At 64.7% G+C, this 18,313-nt stretch carries 13 protein-coding genes; 8 read left to right on the top strand and 5 right to left on the bottom strand.

What is annotated here, in order from left to right; translation table 11 throughout:
• Positions 1–125 precede the first annotated feature (125 nt).
• Positions 126–890, top strand: coding sequence for an exodeoxyribonuclease III (xth, locus tag AC3RCJ_RS08730; protein ID WP_492964749.1), 765 nt, complete (start codon positions 126–128; stop codon positions 888–890).
• 70 nt (positions 891–960) lie between these two features.
• Here xth and AC3RCJ_RS08725 read toward each other — a convergent pair whose 3' ends face one another.
• Positions 961–4,629, bottom strand: a complete 3,669-nt coding sequence (locus tag AC3RCJ_RS08725) for a sensor domain-containing protein (protein WP_492964750.1) — start codon at positions 4,627–4,629, stop codon at positions 961–963.
• Here AC3RCJ_RS08725 and AC3RCJ_RS08720 point away from each other — a divergent pair.
• From AC3RCJ_RS08720 to AC3RCJ_RS08695, 6 genes are all read left to right on the top strand, one after another.
• Positions 4,628–4,837 (top strand): hypothetical protein, encoded by a 210-nt coding sequence (locus AC3RCJ_RS08720; protein WP_492964751.1) that lies wholly within the window; start codon positions 4,628–4,630, stop codon positions 4,835–4,837. The genes AC3RCJ_RS08725 and AC3RCJ_RS08720 overlap by 2 nt on opposite strands.
• A 3-nt stretch (positions 4,838–4,840) precedes the next feature.
• Positions 4,841–6,463 carry a propionate catabolism operon regulatory protein PrpR gene (gene prpR, locus AC3RCJ_RS08715; RefSeq protein ID WP_492965375.1) on the top strand — a complete coding sequence of 541 codons (1,623 nt, stop codon included), beginning with the start codon at positions 4,841–4,843 and terminating at the stop codon, positions 6,461–6,463.
• Between the two features lie 25 nt (positions 6,464–6,488).
• Positions 6,489–7,415: a phytanoyl-CoA dioxygenase family protein gene (locus tag AC3RCJ_RS08710; RefSeq protein WP_492965172.1), complete on the top strand. Its 927-nt coding sequence runs from the start codon at positions 6,489–6,491 to the stop codon at positions 7,413–7,415.
• Positions 7,416–7,505: 90 nt separating this feature from the next.
• Positions 7,506–8,378 carry an alpha/beta fold hydrolase gene (locus AC3RCJ_RS08705; RefSeq protein WP_492965173.1) on the top strand — a complete coding sequence of 291 codons (873 nt, stop codon included), beginning with the start codon at positions 7,506–7,508 and terminating at the stop codon, positions 8,376–8,378.
• A gap of 3 nt (positions 8,379–8,381) precedes the next feature.
• Positions 8,382–9,440, top strand: coding sequence for a sensor histidine kinase (locus AC3RCJ_RS08700; protein ID WP_492965174.1), 1,059 nt, complete (start codon positions 8,382–8,384; stop codon positions 9,438–9,440).
• On the top strand, positions 9,437–10,156 hold the full coding sequence (locus tag AC3RCJ_RS08695; RefSeq protein ID WP_492965372.1) for a LytR/AlgR family response regulator transcription factor: 720 nt from the start codon (positions 9,437–9,439) through the stop codon (positions 10,154–10,156). The genes AC3RCJ_RS08700 and AC3RCJ_RS08695 overlap by 4 nt, the downstream gene beginning before the upstream one ends.
• Here the strand turns inward: AC3RCJ_RS08695 and AC3RCJ_RS08690 are convergent.
• From AC3RCJ_RS08690 to clpS, 3 genes are all read right to left on the bottom strand, one after another.
• Positions 10,153–13,509 (bottom strand): S41 family peptidase, encoded by a 3,357-nt coding sequence (locus AC3RCJ_RS08690; RefSeq protein WP_492961700.1) that lies wholly within the window; start codon positions 13,507–13,509, stop codon positions 10,153–10,155. The genes AC3RCJ_RS08695 and AC3RCJ_RS08690 overlap by 4 nt on opposite strands.
• Before the next feature lie 210 nt (positions 13,510–13,719).
• Positions 13,720–16,020, bottom strand: coding sequence for an ATP-dependent Clp protease ATP-binding subunit ClpA (clpA, locus tag AC3RCJ_RS08685; RefSeq protein ID WP_492961702.1), 2,301 nt, complete (start codon positions 16,018–16,020; stop codon positions 13,720–13,722).
• Entirely contained in the window at positions 16,017–16,319 is a 303-nt protein-coding gene (clpS, locus tag AC3RCJ_RS08680) for an ATP-dependent Clp protease adapter ClpS (protein WP_034751577.1), read from the bottom strand. Before clpS ends, clpA begins: the two co-directional genes overlap by 4 nt.
• 321 nt (positions 16,320–16,640) lie before the next feature.
• Between clpS and cspE the strand changes: the two genes are divergently transcribed.
• The gene (gene cspE / locus AC3RCJ_RS08675) at positions 16,641–16,844 is read left to right on the top strand and encodes a transcription antiterminator/RNA stability regulator CspE (protein ID WP_010395943.1); all 204 of its coding nucleotides are present in this window, start codon (positions 16,641–16,643) and stop codon (positions 16,842–16,844) included.
• Positions 16,845–16,965: 121 nt separating this feature from the next.
• Here the strand turns inward: cspE and icd are convergent, their stop codons facing one another.
• Positions 16,966–18,219: an NADP-dependent isocitrate dehydrogenase gene (gene icd, locus AC3RCJ_RS08670; RefSeq protein ID WP_492961705.1), complete on the bottom strand. Its 1,254-nt coding sequence runs from the start codon at positions 18,217–18,219 to the stop codon at positions 16,966–16,968.
• Positions 18,220–18,313: the final 94 nt, after the last annotated feature.

Here is an 18,313-nt window from a genome sequence, read left to right as displayed (position 1 = left end):
AATAAATACTTTTTTAATATTCATTTTCCCACAGGGAAAGCTGCCATCCGCCCGACGGGACGCCCGCCACGCGCATGCGGTAAGATTCGCGCCTATCGTCACCTATTCAAGCAAGGATTTATCCCATGAAACTAGCCACCTGGAACGTCAATTCGCTCAAAGTGCGCCTGCCGCAAGTGCTGCAGTGGCTGACGGACAACCCGGTCGACATCCTCTGCCTGCAAGAGACCAAGCTCACGGATGACAAGTTCCCCGTCGCCGAGATCGAGGCGGCCGGCTACCAGGTGGTCTTCAGCGGCCAGAAGACCTACAACGGCGTGGCCATCCTGTCCAAGCTGCCGATCACCGATGTGGTGAAGAACAACCCGCGCTATGACGATGCGCAGCAGCGCATCCTGGCCGCCACCATCGCCGGCGTGCGCGTCGTCTGCGCCTACGTGCCGAACGGCCAGAGCGTCGACTCGGACAAATACGAGTACAAGCTGGGCTGGCTGGCCGCCCTGCACGACTGGCTGGCGGAAGAGGCGCAAGCCCATCCGCAGCTGGCCGTCGTCGGCGACTACAACATCGCGCCCGACGACCGCGACGTGCACGACCCGGTCGCCTGGGCCGGCCAGGTGCTGGTCTCGGACAAGGAGCGCGCAGCCCTGCAGCGCCTACTGGACATCGGCCTGAGCGACGCCTTCCGCCTGTTCGAGCAGGCGGACAAGTCGTTCAGCTGGTGGGACTACCGCCAGCTGGGCTTCCGCCTCAACAAGGGCCTGCGCATCGACCATATCCTGCTGTCGCCGGCCCTCGCCGCCCGCTGCAGCGCCTGCGTGATCGACCGCGTGCCACGCAAGTGGGAACAGCCGTCCGACCACGCGCCCGTCGTGGCCACCATCGACTGAGCACCCGGCACAAGCTGCTGCGCATCGCGATTGGGGCCGCCCAGCCTCACTGCCGCTCGCTACGAGTCCGTCAGGCGCCCGCGGTCTTGCGGCGCTCCAGCAGCGATTGCGCATTTGCAGCTGGAACTGGCGCGGAAAACAGATAGCCCTGCGCATAGCGGCAGCCGTTCGCCTGCAGCAGCGCGAACTGTTCTTCCGTCTCCACGCCTTCGGCCACGGTCGACAGCTGCAGGCTGTCGGCCAGCGCGATGATGGCTGACACGATGGCGCGGTCTTCTCCGCTATGCTCGAGGTCCTTGATGAAGGCACGGTCGATCTTGACCTTCTTCACGGGGAAGCGCTTCAGGTAGGCCAGGCTGGAATAGCCGGTGCCGAAGTCGTCGATCGACAGGCGCATGCCCATGCCATTGATCTGGCGCAGAATCTCCAGCGTGTGCTCGCCATGCTGCATCAGCGCCGTTTCCGTGATCTCGAATTCCAGCAACGACGACTCGATGCCGCTGTCGCGCACGATGGCGCCGATCGACTCCACCAGCCCCTTGTGCATGAACTGGCGCGGCGACAGGTTCACCGCCAGCGGCACCGGCTGCAGTCCCTGGCGCAGCCAGGCCACGCTTTGCTCGCACGCGCGCCGCATCACCCACTCGCCGACCGGCACGATCAGGCCGTTTTCCTCCATGATGGGGATGAAGCGGTCGGGCAGCACCAGGCCGTGGCCGGGGCGGCGCCAGCGCAGCAGCACTTCCATGCCGTGCAGGCTGCGCGTGGCGATATCGATGACGGGCTGGTAATACAGCTCGAACTGGTCCTGCGCCAGCGCCGTGCGCAAGCTGCTTTCCAGGTCAAAATGCAAGGCCGCCGCCTGGTTCATCGTCTGCGTGAAGAACTGGTAGTTGTTGCGGCCATTGCCCTTGGCGTGATACATGGCCGCATCGGCATGGCGCATCAGCGCATCGACGTCGCCGCCGTCGTCGGGATACATGCAGATGCCGATCGATGGCGTGATATGCAGTACATGCCCGTCCAGCGGAAACGCCGGCATCAGCGATTCGATGATCTTTTCGGCCACGCGCGCCGCCTCGTCCGGACCGCGGATGCCGGGCACCAGCACCACGAATTCATCGCCGCCCAGGCGCGCCACCGTGTCGCTGGCGCGCACCGCGCGGCACAGCCGGCTGGCCACTTCCTTGAGCAGGATGTCGCCCGTGATGTGGCCCAGCGAATCGTTGATGGTCTTGAAGCGGTCCAGGTCGATGAACATCACGGCCAGCTTGCGCCCGGAGCGCTGCGACGCCAGCATGGCCCGTTCCAGGCGGTCCGACAGCAGCGCGCGGTTCGGCAATCCCGTCAGGTTGTCGTGGTACGCCATGTGGTGCACGCGCGCCTCGGCCTGGCGCCGTTCGACGATCTCGCCCTGCAGCAGGCTGTTCGCGCCGGCCAGTTCGGCCGTGCGCTCCAGCACGCGCAGTTCCAGTTCATCGCGCGCGCGGCGCACCGCCTCGGCAGCCTCGCGGCGCGCCGTCACGTCGTCGACCAGCCATACCGAGCGGCCATGCGCGTGCGCCAGGTCGAACGGCCGGCCCGACAGGCGCGCCCAGAAGCGGCTGCCATCCTTGCGCACCAGCTGGTATTCCGACATGTGTACCCTGCCCGCGCCGAAATCGCGCGCCGTCTCGTCGCGCGCCGCCTTCCACGACGCCAGGTCCGCATACAGGGCCTGCACCGACAGGCCGATGATCTCGCCGGGCGCATAGCCGAACAGCTCTTCCATCTTGCTGTTGCAGCGCAGGTTGTAGCCGCCCTCCACCACCGCGATGCCCAGCACGGCGCTGTCGAGGATGGCCTGGTTTTCCAGCAGCGCATTGCGCAAGGACTCCTCGGCGCGCTTGGCCTCCGTGCGGTCCTCGATGATCCAGATGGTGCCGGCGGCCGGATCGTCCGGATTGACGACATAGGCGATCAATTGTGCCCACAGGGTCGTGCCGTCGCGGCGCATCATCTCCACCTCCGTCTGGAAGGGCTTGGCCACCGACAGGAAGGGAAAGGCCGCCGCGCCCAGCAAGTCGTACGACTGCTGCGAGACATACAGCGCGCGTCCGGGCAGGCCCAGCGCCTCGTCGCCGCTGTAGCCGAACATCTCGGCGAAGCCCAGGTTGTAGCGCGTGATGACGCGGTTCTTGGTAAACAGGATGCTCACCGAGGCGTTCGTCATGATGGCCGCCACCTCCATCTGCGTCTGGCGGCTGGAAGTGACATCCTCGAGTATCCAGATGGTGCCCTGTTCGCTGTGCTCATGGTCGACGGCCTTGGCGCGGATGCGGCACCAGAACAGGCTGCCGTCGCGGCGGCGGAACAGCGACTCGTCCTGCTCGTACGGCAGGCCTTGCCCCAGCAGCGGCGTCGCGCGCAAGCCAAACTGCGCATACGCGGCGGCCGACGGAAACAGCTCGGCGGCGGGACGGCCGCGCATTTCTTCCTGCGCATAGCCGAACATTTCGGCAAAACGGGGATTGCAGCGCAGGATCAGGCGCGAGCGGGAAAACAGGATGCCCACGGACGCATTGTCGAGAATGGCCTGCTGCTCCAGCATCAGGCGGCGCGTGGCTTCCTCCGCCGCCTTTTGCGCGCTGCGGTCGTCGAAGATCCAGATCGTATCGTGCAGCGCACGGTCGGGCTGGTTTTCGGGGTTGATCACATAGCCATAGGCCAGCGCCCAGAAGGTGCTGCCGTCGCGGCGGCGCATCTCCATCTCGCCCTGGAACGGCTGGCCGCGCCGCAGCAGCGGCGCGGCCTGGCGCACCACGCTGTCATACGCCGCGCGCGAAGGATACAGCTGCGCCACCGGCAGGCCCACGCCGCTGTCGCCGTCGAAGCCGAAGCATTCGGCAAAGCGCCGGTTGTAGCGCAGCACGCCCTTGTCGCGCTGGAAGCCGATCGCCAGCGGCGCATTGTCCATCACGGCCTGCATTTCCAGCATCGCGCGCCGCAATTGATCTTCGTCACGACGGTGGTCGCTGATATCCTCGATGATCCATACCGTGCCGTCGCTGGTATTGAGGGGATCGACGGCGCGTCCGTGCAGGCGGCTCCAGAACAGCGTACCGTCCTGGCGCCGCAATTCCAGTTCGGTGCGGAACGACTTGCCCTTCGACAACAACGGCCCCGCTTCCAGGCCCAGCGCGTCGTACTGCTGCGCCGAACGGTACAACACGGCACCGGGCAAGCCAGTCAGCTGGTGGCGCGCATAGCCGAGCATTTCGGCAGCACGGATATTGCACTCCTCGATGATGCCGGCCTTGGAAAACAGGATGCCGACGGCGGCGCTTTCCAGGATGGCCTGCTGCTCGAGCAGGGTCTTGCGCAAGGCTTGCTGGTCGCGCTGCTGCACGCTGATATCGGCAAACACCAGGGTCGCCCCGGGCAGGCCATCGCCCACCTGCAGCGGCTTGGCCCATACCTGCACGGCGATGGCCGCATCCCGTCCCTGCAGGCTGCTTTCCCAGTGCCGCGCGCGCCCGGCCGCGCCCAGCGCGCCGCGCAGCATGCTGGCACTGGAAGCGCGATAAGTCTCGCTGAAGCAGTCGGCCAGCAGCCGGCCCTGCAAATCCATGCCCAGCAAACCGGCCAGCGCGCCATTGGCGGCAACCACCATGCCGCAGGCATCGCAGGCGCACGCGGGCAAGGCGATCAGCTGCAATGCATCGGCGATGAAATCGGGGCTGGTCGGTACGCGCTTCATGGACACCATGGTCGGGTTAAGGGCAGGTCGGCATGCACCCGGCAGCGACAAGCTGGCAGGCATCAGGGTGCTGCTAGATCATAAACCAGTTTCCATGGGTTTTTTCATATTCCTTATTGGCAATACCCCAAACACCACAGACCAGTTGCAACGCGCTTGTTGCAATGCCGTTTCACTGCAAAAAAATGAAACAAATCGTTTAGAATAAAGCATGCGCCGCCCTGCCACCCCACCGCTCGACCACCGCGACAAGCCTGTCATCTGGACCGTCTCCGTGTCGCGCCTGTTCGACCTGTTCCGCGACATCACGCTCGAATACGACGACCTGGCGACGATCGAACCGATCAACCTGGGCTTCGACGACGCCGTGCGCCACATCCGCGAACGCATGGCCACGGAGCGCTGCGACGCCGTGATCGCGGCCGGCTCGAACGGCGCCTACCTGAAAGGCAGGCTGGCGGTGCCCGTCATCATCGCCAAGGCCAGCGGCTACGATGTGATGCAGGCACTGGCGCGCGCGCGGCGCATCTCGCCGCACATCGGCGTGATCACCTACCAGGACCCGATGCCGGAACTGGCGGAGTTTGCCGCCACTTTCGGCTTCGACATCGCGCAGCGCACCTACGCCACCGAGGAAGACGCGCGCGCGCAGATCAATGAACTGAAGGCGGCCGGCGTGAAGGCCATCGTCGGCGCCGGCCTGATTACCGACCTGGCCGAAGAAGCGGGACTGGCCGCCGTCTTCGTGTATTCGGCCACGGCGATCCGGCGCGCCTTCGACGATGCCCTGGAAATGGCGCGCCTGACCCAGCTCGAATCGAGCCGGGGACGGCGCACGGCCGTTGCCGACACCCTGCGCGCCAGGCATGGCCTGCACGACCTGCGCGGCGAATCGGCAGCGATGGAAGCGCTGCGCCAGTCGGTGCTGCTGTTCGGGCGCTCGCCGGCGACGGTGCTGATCCAGGGCGAAACGGGCAGCGGCAAGGAACTGGTGGCGCAGGCGATCCACCGCGAGAGTCCGCGCGGCCTGGGCGCGAACCGCCCGTTCATCGCCGTCAATTGCGGCGCCATCGCCGAGTCCTTGCTGGAATCGGAACTGTTCGGCCATGAAGACGGCGCCTTCACGGGCGCGCGCCGGGGCGGCCACGCGGGCCTGTTCGAGGCGGCCAACCACGGCACCCTGTTCCTCGACGAGATCGGCGAAATGCCGCTGCCCCTGCAGACGCGATTGCTGCGCGTGCTCGAAGAGCGCGAGGTGGTGCGCGTGGGCGGCACGCGCCCCATCGCCATCAACGTGCGCATCATCAGCGCCACCCATTGCGACCTGGAACAGCGCATCCGCGATGGCCGCTTCCGCGCCGACCTGTTTTATCGCCTGGCCGTGCTGCGCCTGCACCTGCCAGCCCTGCGCGAACGCGCCGGCGACATTCCCGGCCTGGCCGAATGGACGCTGAAAAATGCGCTGGCCGCGCTGGGCGCGCGCCCGCATCCGAACCTGCATGCGGAAGTGCAGGCTTGCGCGCCGCTGCTGCGCCGCTACGACTGGCCCGGCAACGTGCGCGAACTGCGCAACCTCGCCGAACGGCTGGCGCTGTTCCTCGCGGCCGAACCGCTGCAGGCGCTGACGCCCGCCTTCGTGCTGGCGGTGGCGCCCGAACTGGCGCAGGCGGCGGTGCCGGCCAGCGCCGCCCTGGCCGCGCCCCTGCCGTCGCCGCCCGTCGCGCCCGAAAGCGCCAGCGACGTGCTGGCGCGCTTCGGCGGGCGCCGCGACGCCGCCGCCAGCTACCTGGGCATCAGCCGCACCACGCTGTGGCGCCGCCTGCGCGCCGGCTGATTTTTTCACCCGGACGAAAAACACCATGGACGACTGGCCTCACCTGCACGACTTATGGCAACGCTGCACGGGACACGCTGGCGCGACGGGCAAACAGGGGCTGGCGCGCGACCACCGGGACATCCAGGCGCTATACGCGCGCGGCATTTCGATGGAAGACGCGCTGCACTTCCTGTATCAGCAACGGCCGACCCTGCAAGCCTACACGGACTGGATCGCCGCGCGCACGCGCCCACGCCCGGCGCACGCCGCCAGCGCGCACCGGGACGTGCTGTCCGCCGCCGAGCTGCGCCATTTCGAGGAACACGGCTATCTGGTGCTGCGCGGCGCCGTGCCGCGCGCGCAATGCGCCGCCGCCCGAACGGCCATCTGGGACTACCTGGGCGCCTCGCCCGACGAGCCGGCATCGTGGTATCAGCCGCATCCGGGCAAGCGGGGCCTGATGCTGCAGTTTTCCGACCATCCGGCCCTCGAGGAAAACCGCCACAGCGCGCACGTGCGCCACGCCTGCCAGCAGCTATATGGCACCGGCGCCGGCATCTACGCCAGCGTCGACAAGGTGAGCTTCAATCCGCCGGAAACGCCGCAGCACCGCTTTCCCGGCAGCGCCCTGCACTGGGACGTCAGCCTGCAACAGCCGATTCCGTTCAAGCTGCAAGGCATGCTGTACCTGAGCGACTGTCCGGCGCAGCACGGCGCCTTCCATTGCGTGCCCGGCTTCCAGCGCCACCTGGCCGACTGGCTACGGCAAGTGCCGCCGGGCCGCCAGCCGCGCGAATGGGCCGTCGAGGCCTTGCGGCCCGTGCCCGTCGACGGCATGGCCGGCGATTTCATCATCTGGCACCAGGCGCTGCCCCACTGCGCCACGCCCAACCGCGGCCCGGCGCCGCGCATGGTGCAATACCTGACCTACCTGCCCGAGCACTGCCAGGACCAGGATGAATGGATCTGAACCGCTCATCCCGCCCTGGCGCCGCTCATCCCGCGGCGCTGGCGGCCGAACGCCCGCGCCGCTAGCATGGTCGTCAAGGAGGAGTACCCCATGAAACGAACACTGCAAACATTGATCTGGCTCAGTACCGCGCTGCTGGCCAGCGCCAGCCAGGCCGCGGCGCCAAAGGCGTTCACGGTCGAGGTAATGGGCCAGGGCCGCCCCCTGATCCTGATTCCCGGCCTGGCGTCGTCGGGCGACGTCTGGCAAGGCACGGTGGCGCGCCTGTGCGCGCCGCAAGCCGCGCGTCAATGCCACGTGCTGACCCTGGCCGGCTTTGCCGGCGTGGCGCCCATCGAAGGCGACCTGCTGGCGCAGGCGGAGCAGCAGCTGGCCGACTACATCGGCGCCAACAAGCTGGGACAGCCCGTCATCATCGGGCATAGCCTGGGCGGCTTCCTGGCGCTGAAAATGGCCATCGACCATCCGGCCCGGACGGGCAGGCTGGTGATCGTCGACTCGCTGCCCGCGCTGGGCGCGACGCAGCTGCCCTCGATCACGCCGGAACAGCTGCAAGCCATGTCGCAGCAGATGCAATCGGCCATGCGCGCCCAGGATGCCTCGAGCGCCAGCGCCAGCCAGCGCCGCACCGTCACCAACATGGTCAGCGCGCCGGCCGACGTGGAACGCATCATCGGCTGGGGCCAGCGCTCGGACCGCGAAACAGTGATCCGCGCCATGGGCACGCTGATGGCCAGCGACCTGCGCCAGGACGTGGCAAAAGTGCAGTCGCCGACCCTGGTGCTGGGCACCTGGATCGCCTACAAGGACTATGCGCCGCGCGCCGCCATCGAGGCCACCTTCCAGCAGCAGTACGCGCAACTGCCGGGCGTGCAGATCGCGCTGGCCGACACGGCGCGCCATTTCATCATGTACGACCAGCCGGACTGGATGCATGCGCGCATCGAACAGTTCCTGGACTAGGCAGTGAACGCGCCCGTGCAACGTCCGCCGCTGCTGGCCAGGATCAACTGGTACTGGACCTTCCAGCTGGCTGGCTGGGGCGCACTCACCGTGTTCAACAGCGTGTATGGCGGTTCCTCGCAGCTGCGCATCGTCGTGACGATTGCCTGCTGGGGTTCGCTGGGCGGCTTGCTGCTGTCGCACCTGTGGCGTGGCGTCCTGCGCCGGCGCGGCTGGGCGGCAAACGGCTTGCGCTGGAAACGCATCTTGCCGTCGCTGGTCCTGCTGGCCGCCATCCAGACGGCCAGCGTGACGGCCGCCTTCCACGCCATGTATCCGCCCGATGTCCTGCGCGGCCTGGCATGGCTGCCCGGCGCGCTGCTGTTCTGGTTCGGGGTATTCCTGACCTGGACGGTGTTTTACTTCACCACGCTGTCGCTGCGCCGCGCCGCCCACCTGGAAGCGGAAACCCTGCGCCTGCAGTTGCACGGACGGGAAGCGGAACTGCGCGCCCTGCAGGCGCAAGTGAACCCGCATTTCTTCTTCAACAGCCTCAATAGCGTGCGCGCGCTGATCTTCGAAGACCGCGAGGCGGCCGCGCACATGATCGACCAACTGGCCGGCCTGATGCGCCATGCGCTGCAGTCTGGCCAGCACGCGACGGTGCCGCTGGCGGCCGAACTGGACGCCGTGCGCGCCTACCTGGCGATCGAACAGATACGCTTCGAGGAGCGCCTGCGCGTCAACTTTGCGATCGATATCAGCGCGCCCGGCCTGGAACAGGTGCGCGTGCCGCCCATGGCCCTGCAAACGCTGGTGGAAAACGCCGTCAAGTATGGCGTGGAAACGAGCGCCGATGGCGGCGACATCCGCATCGCGGCGCGGCGCAACGCCGGTGCGGGCATGCTGCAGATCGAGGTCGCCAACACGGGCGCCTTGCGCGCACCGGGCAACTCCACCTGCGTCGGCCTGCGCAATGCGCGCCAGCGCTTGCAGCTGGCCTGCGGCGAGCGCGCCAGCCTGGAATTGCGCCAGCAGGCGGGCTGGGTATTTGCCACCATCGACCTGCCGGAACAGGCATGAACGCTCGGCCGCTCAAGCTACTGCTGGTCGATGACGAGCGCCTGGCGCGCGCCGAACTGCGCCGCCTGCTGGCGCCGCACGTGCAGCGCGGTGCGGTCGACATCGTGGGCGAGGCGGCCAGCGCGGCCGACGCCGTCGCGCAAATCGGCAAGCTGCAGCCCGACCTGCTGCTGCTCGACGTGCAGATGCCGGGCGGCTCCGGCTTCGACCTGCTGGCGTCGCTCGACGACGCGCCCGACGTCATCTTTTGCACGGCCTTCGACCAGTACGCGCTGCAGGCCTTCGAGGTCAGCGCCCTCGACTACCTGCAAAAACCCGTGCAGGCGGCGCGCCTGGCCACGGCGCTGGCGCGTGCCGGCGCGCGGGCGCAAGCCGTGCCGCCGCCCGCGCCGCGCAAGGTGTTCATCAAGGATGGGGAGCGCTGCTGGTTTGTCGCGCTGGACGATATCCGCCTGCTGGAATCGGAAGGAAATTATACGCGCGTGCATTTCGGCGCGCAGCAGCAGCTGATGCTGCGCTCATTGAGCCAGCTGGAAGAACGGCTTGATCCTGCGCAATTCTTCCGCGCCAACCGGCGCCAGATCGTCAACCTGGCGCAGGTGGCGCAAGTGGCGCCGAATGCGGCCGACGGCCTCGACCTGCATTTGCGCGACGGCAGCGTGGTCGAGGTGTCGCGCCGCCGCGCGCAGCAGTTCAAGGCCGTCACCGGCCTTTAGTTCCCCTGCTTCAGCGCGGGTATCGGCTGCGCCTGGAAGGCGGGACGCGGCTGCTCCTTGAGTTTTTTCGCCAGCATGCCGAGCGCCACGTCCAGCTGGCGGTCGGCGCCATTGAAGGTGGCGTGCGGCGGATTGTCTACCTCGACGTCCGGCACCACGCCCACGCCTTCGATCAGCCACTGGCCGTCGATGCCGAACTGGCCGTTTTCCGCCACGCGCGCCATGCCGTTATCGGCCAGGCGCGTATTGTCGCTGAGCCAGACGCCGGCGCCGGCCGTGCGCTTGCCCACCAGCGGCGCCAGTTTCAATGCCTTGACGCCGGCCGCAAACGTCTCGCCATCCGAATACGTGAGTTCATCGACCAGCACCACCAGGTGGCCGCGGAAGGTGTTCTGCATGTTCGACGACGGCTGCACGCCCGGCGGCGCCCAGTAGGCCCAGGCCTTGCGCAGCAGCTTTTCGATGATCCAGCTGTCGATATTGCCGCCGTTATTGCGCCGCACGTCGATGATCAGGCCTTCGCGGTTGATGTTGGCATAAAAATCGCGCGCGAACGAGGCGATGTCGCTGGGGCCCATGGCGCGCAGGTGCAGGTAGCCGATGCGGCCCTGCGAGGCCGCCGCCACCTGCTCGGCGCGGCTCAGCTCCCAGTCGCCATAGCGCAGCGCCGTCTGCTTCGCCATGTTCACGGGCTTGACGATCATGGCGCGCGGCGCGCCATTGCCCCGTTTGACCTGCAACAAGACCTGCTTGTCGGCCTGGTTCAGCAGCAGGTCGCTGATGTCGCGCGCCTGCAATACGTCCTTGCCGTTGACGGCCGTGATCACGTCGCCTTCGCGCACGTCGACCTCGGGGCGCGCCAGCGGCGCGCGCGCCGACGGCAGTTCCGCCTCGCTGCGGTAAATATGCTCGACCTTGTAGCCTTCGCCGGTACGCGCCAGCACGGCGCCCAGACCGGCCGGCGTGCCTTCCTGCTCCGTGCGGCGCAATTCGCCTGGGCGGATCTGCGAATGCAGGGCACCGACTTCGGCCACCATCATGCCCAGCACGTCATTGAGCTCGGCCCGGTCCGTGACCCGCTCGACCAGCGGCGCGTATTTGTCGCGCGCCGCCTTCCAGTCCACGCCACGCATCTTCGCGTCGTACAGGAAATCGCGGTGCAAGCGCCAGGCGTCGTTGAACATCTGCTTCCACTCCAGGCGCGGATTCGAGACAAACGTCCAGTCGTCGACTTTTACTTTCGCCTTCGACAGGTCGGACGGCAGCTTGGCGCCCGCCTCGATCACCAGCATCTCGCCCGGGCCATTCTCGGCCGCTGTCCGGTAGTACAAGTGTTTCTTGTCCTGCGCCAGGTCGAATTCGCGCACATTGGCAACCAGCAGTTCCGGCTTGGAGCCGGTATTGCCGATGGCAAGCGTCTTCAGGCTGGACTTGCGCTCGCCGCTGTCGCGCTCGAGGAAATACAGGCGCTTGTCATCCATGGCCAGCGCATCGTAGTTGCCCGGCGCCAGCGGCACCTCGTACAGGCGCTCCGCCAGGCCCAGGCTGACGATGGCCGGCAAGCTGGCCGGCGCCTTTTTCACGCCCGCCTTGCCGCCGGCCTTTTCCAGTGCCTTTTCCGCCGCCAGCTCGGCCGCCTTTTCATCATCGGTCTCGGCCGGTTTCACTCCCGGACGGCTGAGCTCATCGTCGGGCTGGAACGGAAAGCGGTTGCCCGGCTGCAGCGCCAGCGCATACACGCCGATGCGCTTGTCGAACACGGGGCCCATGTTGCGGTCGCCCCACGGCGACCCGTTGGCCAGCTGGAAATTGCGCGCCGACAGGAAATACAGCCAGCGCCCGTCGGGGGAAAACACGGGCGACGCGGACGTGTAGCGGTCGCTGGTAACGAACTGCAATTGCTTCGAGGCCAGGTTGTACAGGCCGATCTGCTCGCGCTGCTCGCCGCTGGCCACGCGCACGATGGCCAGGTTGCGGCTGTCAGGCGACCATTGCACTTCGTCGTGCTTGTCCACGCCCGCCTTGCCCGCGTCGTCGATCAGCTGGTTGCCCCTGGTGGCCAGGTCCAGCAGCCAGAAGCGGCCCTTTTTATCCGTGTGCGCCAGCCAGCGCCCGTCCGGCGACGGATACAGCTTCCAGCGGTGGTTGTCGCCCTGCGTGGTCAGCTGCTCGCCCTTGCCCGAGCCGTCGGCCGCGTACTTCCAGATTTCGTTCTCGCCGCTCGTGTCGACGATGGCGTAGACGGATTTCTCGTCGCTGGAAAAGACGGCATCGCGCGCCCTTGCTCCTTCGGGAATCGCGATGTCGACACGGCGCAGGCTGCCCGTGCCGGCGATGCTGACGCGGCCCCTGGCAGTCAAGATGATGCGCTCATCCTTGCCCGACAGCTGGACATTGCTCAAGGTATCGAGCGGCGAGCGGATCTGGCGCGCGCGCTGCTGGTCGAAATCGGAGACTAGGCTGATCGGCAATGGCGATGAGTCCGTCCCTGCGGCCAGGTCCAGCACCCGCAGGTCTGCCCCCAATTGATACACAATCTTGCCATCGCCCAGGGAAGCATTGCGCACGTCCCACTGCGTGTGGCGGGTCAAGGCGCGGCGCTCGGAGCCGTCGGGCAGCATGCTCCACAGGTTGTCGCTGCCGCCCGCGTCGCTGATGTAGTAGACGCGGCCCTGCCACCACATGGGCCGCTTGTTGTTGCCCGCCAACACGCTGGCATCCGTGTGCATGGGCACGGCCTCAGCCTTGCCATCGAGTGCATAGCGCCACAGCGTGGCATGCGCGCCGCCCCGGTAGTTGCGCACATTATCGTTGGTCACGGCCAGGCCGAAACGCGTGAAGAACAGCGTCTTGCCAGCGTCGTCGAGCACGGCGTCATTGGCGTCGGCCACGGGAAACACGCGCCGCGTCTGCTTGACGGGATCGATGGCGGCGACGATGCGGCGCGAGGCGGGACCGTCCGTATTTTGCGTGCTCACCAGCACTTCGCCCTGCGCCGTCCAGCCCAGCACCAGCACGCCGCCGTTGTCAAAGGAAATACGGCGTGGCAAGCCGCCCGCCAGCGGCATCACATACGCTTCCTGCGCCCCCTCGTAGGCGGCGGAAAAGGCCAGCCACTGGCCGTCGCGCGAGATCGCCGCGTTCGTTTCATAGCCCGGATGCGTGGTCAGCCGCTGCGCCGCACCGCCGCGTAGATTGCTTTTCCACAGGTCGCCTTCGGCCGTGAAGACGACGGTATCGCCGCGCACGGCGGGAAAACGGAAATAGCTGGCGGTGGAGGCGGAGGCAGCGGCGGCGTTGCCCAGCAAGCCGGCGGACAACAGGAGGAAGGCGAGAGTGCGGGAAATTTTCATTAAGCAATCTTTCAAGAGCCAGGGAAACGGAACGATGCGGGGCATGGCCAACATCGGGATCCTGATTCTTGCATAGCTTACGCAAAAGCAATACTTATTTTTAAACAAGGATATTTACGCAACAGTTTCCACTTATACAGCCAGGACGTAAAAAAACCCGCGCCACTTGCGTGGGCGGGTTTTTTGATCGCGCGGCAGCGACGGGGACGATTATTCGACTTCCACCGTTTCCGGCGCTGCCGTCGGCGCCGCGTCGGGCGGTTCCGGGAATTCCAGCAAGACCTGATCCTTGTCGTCGAGGTCGACGGTGACCCGTCCGCCCGTGACCAGGCGGCCGAACAGCAGCTCGTCGGCCAGGGCCTTGCGGATCATGTCCTGGATCAAGCGCGCCATCGGCCGCGCGCCCATCAGCGGATCGAAACCCTTCTTGCCGAGGAAGGTGCGCAGCTTCTCGGTAAACACGGCTTCGACCTTTTTCTCGTGCAACTGCTCTTCCAGCTGCATCAGGAACTTGTCGACCACGCGCAGGATGATTTCCTGGTCCAGCGCGCGGAAGCTGATGGTCGCGTCGATGCGGTTGCGGAACTCCGGCGTGAACATGCGCTTGATGTCGGCCATCTCGTCGCCGGCCTGCTTCGAATTGGTGAAGCCGATCGACGTCTTTTGCAAGCTTTCCGCGCCCGCATTCGTCGTCATGATGATGATCACGTTGCGGAAATCGGCTTTGCGGCCATTGTTGTCCGTCAAGGTGCCGTGATCCATCACTTGCAGCAGGATATTGAAAATGTCCGGATGGGCTTTTTCAATTTCATCGAGCAGCAAGACCGCATGCGGCTTCTTGGTGATCGCTTCCGTCAGCAAACCGCCCTGGTCGAAACCGACGTAGCCCGGCGGCGCGCCGATCAGGCGGCTGACGGCGTGGCGTTCCATGTATTCCGACATGTCGAAACGGATCAGCTCGATGCCGAGGATGAAGGCCAGCTGTTTCGCCACCTCGGTCTTGCCGACGCCGGTCGGACCGGAGAACAGGAAGGAGCCGATCGGCTTGTCCGTCTTGCCCAGGCCGGCACGCGCCATCTTGATGGCCGAGGCCAGCGCGTCGATGGCCGGATCTTGCCCGAACACAACATTGCGCAAGTCGCGGTCGATGGTCTGCAGCTTGCTGCGGTCGTCCTGGTTGACCGTTTGCGGCGGAATCCGGGCGATCTTGGCGATGATGTCCTCGATCTCGGCCTTGCCGATGGTTTTCTTTTGCTTCGACTTCGGCAAGATGCGCTGCGCCGCGCCCGCTTCATCGATGACGTCGATCGCCTTGTCGGGCAGATGGCGGTCGTTGATGAAGCGCGCCGCCAGTTCGGCCGCCGTCGACAGGGCCGAGGCCGAGTATTTGACGCCATGGTGCTCTTCGAAGCGCGACTTGAGGCCGCGCAAGATCTGCACGGTTTGCTCGACGGTCGGTTCGTTGACGTCCACTTTCTGGAAGCGGCGCGAGAGCGCATGGTCTTTCTCGAACACGCCGCGGAATTCCGTGTACGTGGTCGCGCCGATGCATTTCAGCTGACCATTCGCCAGTGCCGGTTTCAGCAGGTTGGACGCGTCCAGCGTGCCGCCCGAGGCCGAGCCCGCACCGATGATGGTGTGGATCTCGTCGATGAACAGGATGCCGTTCGGATTGTCCTTCAGTTGCTTGAGCACGGCTTTCAGGCGCTGCTCGAAGTCGCCGCGGTATTTGGTGCCGGCCAGCAAGGCGCCCATGTCCAGCGAATACACGACGGCATTCTGCAGGATTTCCGGCACGTCGCTTTGCGTGATGCGGTAGGCCAGGCCTTCGGCGATGGCCGTCTTGCCCACGCCCGCCTCGCCGACCAGCAGCGGATTGTTCTTGCGGCGGCGGCACAGGATCTGGATCACGCGGTCGACTTCGTCCTCGCGGCCGATCAGCGGGTCGATCTTGCCTTCGGCGGCGGCCTTGTTCAGGTTTTGCGTGAACTGGTCGAGCGGGCTTTCCTTGGGCTGGCCATCGACGGGCGCCTCTTCCACGCCTTCGGAAGCTTTCGCGCTTTCCGTCGACTGGTCCTTGCGCACGCCGTGCGAGATGAAGTTGACCACGTCCAGGCGCGTCACGCCCTGCTGGTGCAGGTAATAAACCGCGTGCGAATCCTTTTCGCCGAAGATGGCCACGAGCACATTGGCGCCGGTGACTTCCTTCTTGCCGTTCGAGGCGGACTGGACATGCATGATGGCGCGCTGGATCACGCGCTGGAAACCAAGCGTCGGCTGGGTGTCGACTTCGCCCGTGCCAGGCACGGTCGGCGTGTTATCGCCGATGAAATTGGTGAGGGTCTTGCGCAGGTCTTCAATATTGACCGCGCAGGCACGCAATACCTCAGCTGCGGAGGGATTGTCCAGCAGTGCCAGCAGTAAATGCTCAACCGTAATGAATTCGTGCCGTGCCTGCCGAGCTTCGACAAACGCCATGTGCAAACTTACTTCTAATTCCTGCGCAATCATACTTCCTCCATCACGCACTGCAGGGGATGCCCCGCCTTGCGCGCATGCGTTAAAACGAACTCCACTTTGGTACACGCTATATCTTTAGAGAACACGCCGCACACTCCTTTGCCGTAGCGATGAACACTGAGCATGATCTGCGTCGCCGTTTCACGGTCCTTGTTAAAATACTCCTGAATGATGGCCACCACAAATTCCATCGGGGTGTAGTCGTCATTGAGCAAGGCCACCTGGTACAGCGGCGGCGGTTTCAGCACTTGCCGCTCCAGCAGGGTTTCTGTGTCGTGCTTGGTTGCCATACGCTTATTCTAATGCTTTCACAGTGGTTGTCATGCGCAATATCTGCGCGTTTCCAATTGTTTTCAATCTTACGCGTTTTCTTAATACTGCGCAGATGGCGACCTTGCCTTCAAAATCAAGAGTTGCTTTTTTGGTCCTCGTGAAGAATTTGTCAATATCGATGGAAAAGCGCTTGACTTCATTATTTATTCCGCCAACAATGCTGTATCGACTGTTGCAGTAATGTACAGCTTGATAAGAAGTGAGACGTCGAGGAGGGGGCAAGAAGCTTCTTGCTTTTATGGCTCGTGTGATTTGTTTTAATTTTGAAAGTTCTTTTTATGGCAACAGGTACAGTTAAGTGGTTCAATGATTCCAAAGGTTTTGGCTTCATCACTCCAGATGATGGCGGCGAAGATTTGTTTGCTCATTTCTCCGCAATCAACATGAACGGTTTCAAGACCCTCAAAGAAGGTCAAAAAGTTCAATTCGAAGTCACGCAAGGCCCTAAAGGCAAGCAAGCTTCCAACATCCAGGCAGCCTAAGCATCTCCGGCCCTCAGATGTGAAAAACCCCGTTTCCATGAAGCGGGGTTTTTTTTCGTCCTCCCGCCATGCCCCGGCATGCCTGCCGGGGACGCTGACGCTTCACCGGCAGGCGACAGTATTACATATGCTCGATCATCACGTCGCCGAAGCCGGAGCACGACACTTGCGTCGCACCTTCCATCAGGCGCGCGAAATCGTAGGTGACGCGCTTCGAGGCGATCGATTTTTGCATCGAGGAAATGACCAGGTCGGCCGCTTCCAGCCAGCCCATGTGGCGCAACATCATTTCCGCCGACAGGATCAGCGAACCGGGGTTCACATAGTCCTTGCCCGCGTACTTCGGCGCCGTGCCGTGCGTCGCTTCGAACATGGCCACGGAATCGGACAGGTTGGCGCCCGGCGCGATGCCGATGCCGCCCACCTGCGCCGCCAGCGCGTCGGAAATGTAATCGCCATTCAGGTTCAAGGTGGCGATGACGCTGTATTCGGCCGGGCGCAGCAGGATTTGTTGCAGGAACGCGTCAGCGATGGAATCCTTGACGATGATGTCCTTGCCCGTCTTCGGATTCTTGAACTTGCACCAGGGGCCGCCATCGATCAGCTCGGCGCCGAATTCCTTTTGCGCCAGCGCATACGCCCAATCGCGGAAGCCGCCTTCCGTGTACTTCATGATGTTACCTTTGTGCACGATCGTCACGGACGGCTTGTCATTGTCGATCGCATACTGGATCGCCTTGCGCACCAGGCGCTGCGTGCCTTCGATCGATACCGGCTTGATGCCCAGGCCCGAGGTGGCGGGGAAGCGGATCTTGGTGACGCCCATTTCCTTGACCAGGAAATCCATCAGCTTCTTGGCTTCGGGCGAGCCTTGCTGGTATTCGATGCCGGCATAGATATCTTCCGAGTTTTCGCGGAAAATCACCATGTCGGTCTTTTCCGGCTCTTTCACGGGCGACGGCACGCCCGTGAAGTAGCGCACGGGGCGCAGGCAGACGTACAGGTCGAGCTGCTGGCGCAGGGCCACGTTCAGCGAGCGGATGCCGCCGCCGACGGGCGTGGTCAAAGGCCCCTTGATCGAGACGACGTAATCTTTCAGTACTTGCAGGGTTTCTTCCGGCAGCCACACGTCGGGGCCGTACACATTCGTCGATTTTTCGCCGGCGTAGATTTCCATCCAGCTGATCTTGCGCGCGCCGCCGTAGGCCTTGGCCACGGCCGCGTCGATCACCTTGATCATGACCGGGCTGATATCGATGCCCGTGCCATCGCCCTCGATGAAGGGAACGATGGGATTATCTGGTACATTCAGCGAAAAATCGGCGTTGACGGTGATTTTTTGGCCGTCAGCAGGTACAGTGATATGTTGATACATCGTGATCTCCGAAGTGGGACGCACCGCGGGCAGCATACACGGCCCGGCGACGCGCTCTGCGGTTGCAGAGTTTACAAAACAAATCCGAACATGG

This window comes from Janthinobacterium sp. GW822-FHT07H11, from assembly GCF_058798615.1.
The sequence above is the reverse complement of the archived record's forward strand: the minus strand, read 5'-3'. Positions and strand labels throughout refer to the sequence as shown.

Excerpts from the sequence above, each read along its gene's own strand:
- xth (WP_492964749.1), top strand. The coding sequence starts at position 126 with ATGAAACTAGCCACCTGGAACGTCAATTCGCTCAAAGTGCGCCTGCCG.
- icd (WP_492961705.1), bottom strand. The coding sequence starts at position 18,219 with ATGTATCAACATATCACTGTACCTGCTGACGGCCAAAAAATCACCGTC.
- clpA (WP_492961702.1), bottom strand. The coding sequence starts at position 16,020 with ATGATTGCGCAGGAATTAGAAGTAAGTTTGCACATGGCGTTTGTCGAA.
- prpR (WP_492965375.1), top strand. The coding sequence starts at position 4,841 with ATGCGCCGCCCTGCCACCCCACCGCTCGACCACCGCGACAAGCCTGTC.
- clpS (WP_034751577.1), bottom strand. The coding sequence starts at position 16,319 with ATGGCAACCAAGCACGACACAGAAACCCTGCTGGAGCGGCAAGTGCTG.
- AC3RCJ_RS08720 (WP_492964751.1), top strand. The coding sequence starts at position 4,628 with ATGGACACCATGGTCGGGTTAAGGGCAGGTCGGCATGCACCCGGCAGC.
- AC3RCJ_RS08710 (WP_492965172.1), top strand. The coding sequence starts at position 6,489 with ATGGACGACTGGCCTCACCTGCACGACTTATGGCAACGCTGCACGGGA.
- AC3RCJ_RS08690 (WP_492961700.1), bottom strand. The coding sequence starts at position 13,509 with ATGAAAATTTCCCGCACTCTCGCCTTCCTCCTGTTGTCCGCCGGCTTG.
- cspE (WP_010395943.1), top strand. The coding sequence starts at position 16,641 with ATGGCAACAGGTACAGTTAAGTGGTTCAATGATTCCAAAGGTTTTGGC.
- AC3RCJ_RS08725 (WP_492964750.1), bottom strand. The coding sequence starts at position 4,629 with ATGAAGCGCGTACCGACCAGCCCCGATTTCATCGCCGATGCATTGCAG.
- AC3RCJ_RS08705 (WP_492965173.1), top strand. The coding sequence starts at position 7,506 with ATGAAACGAACACTGCAAACATTGATCTGGCTCAGTACCGCGCTGCTG.
- AC3RCJ_RS08695 (WP_492965372.1), top strand. The coding sequence starts at position 9,437 with ATGAACGCTCGGCCGCTCAAGCTACTGCTGGTCGATGACGAGCGCCTG.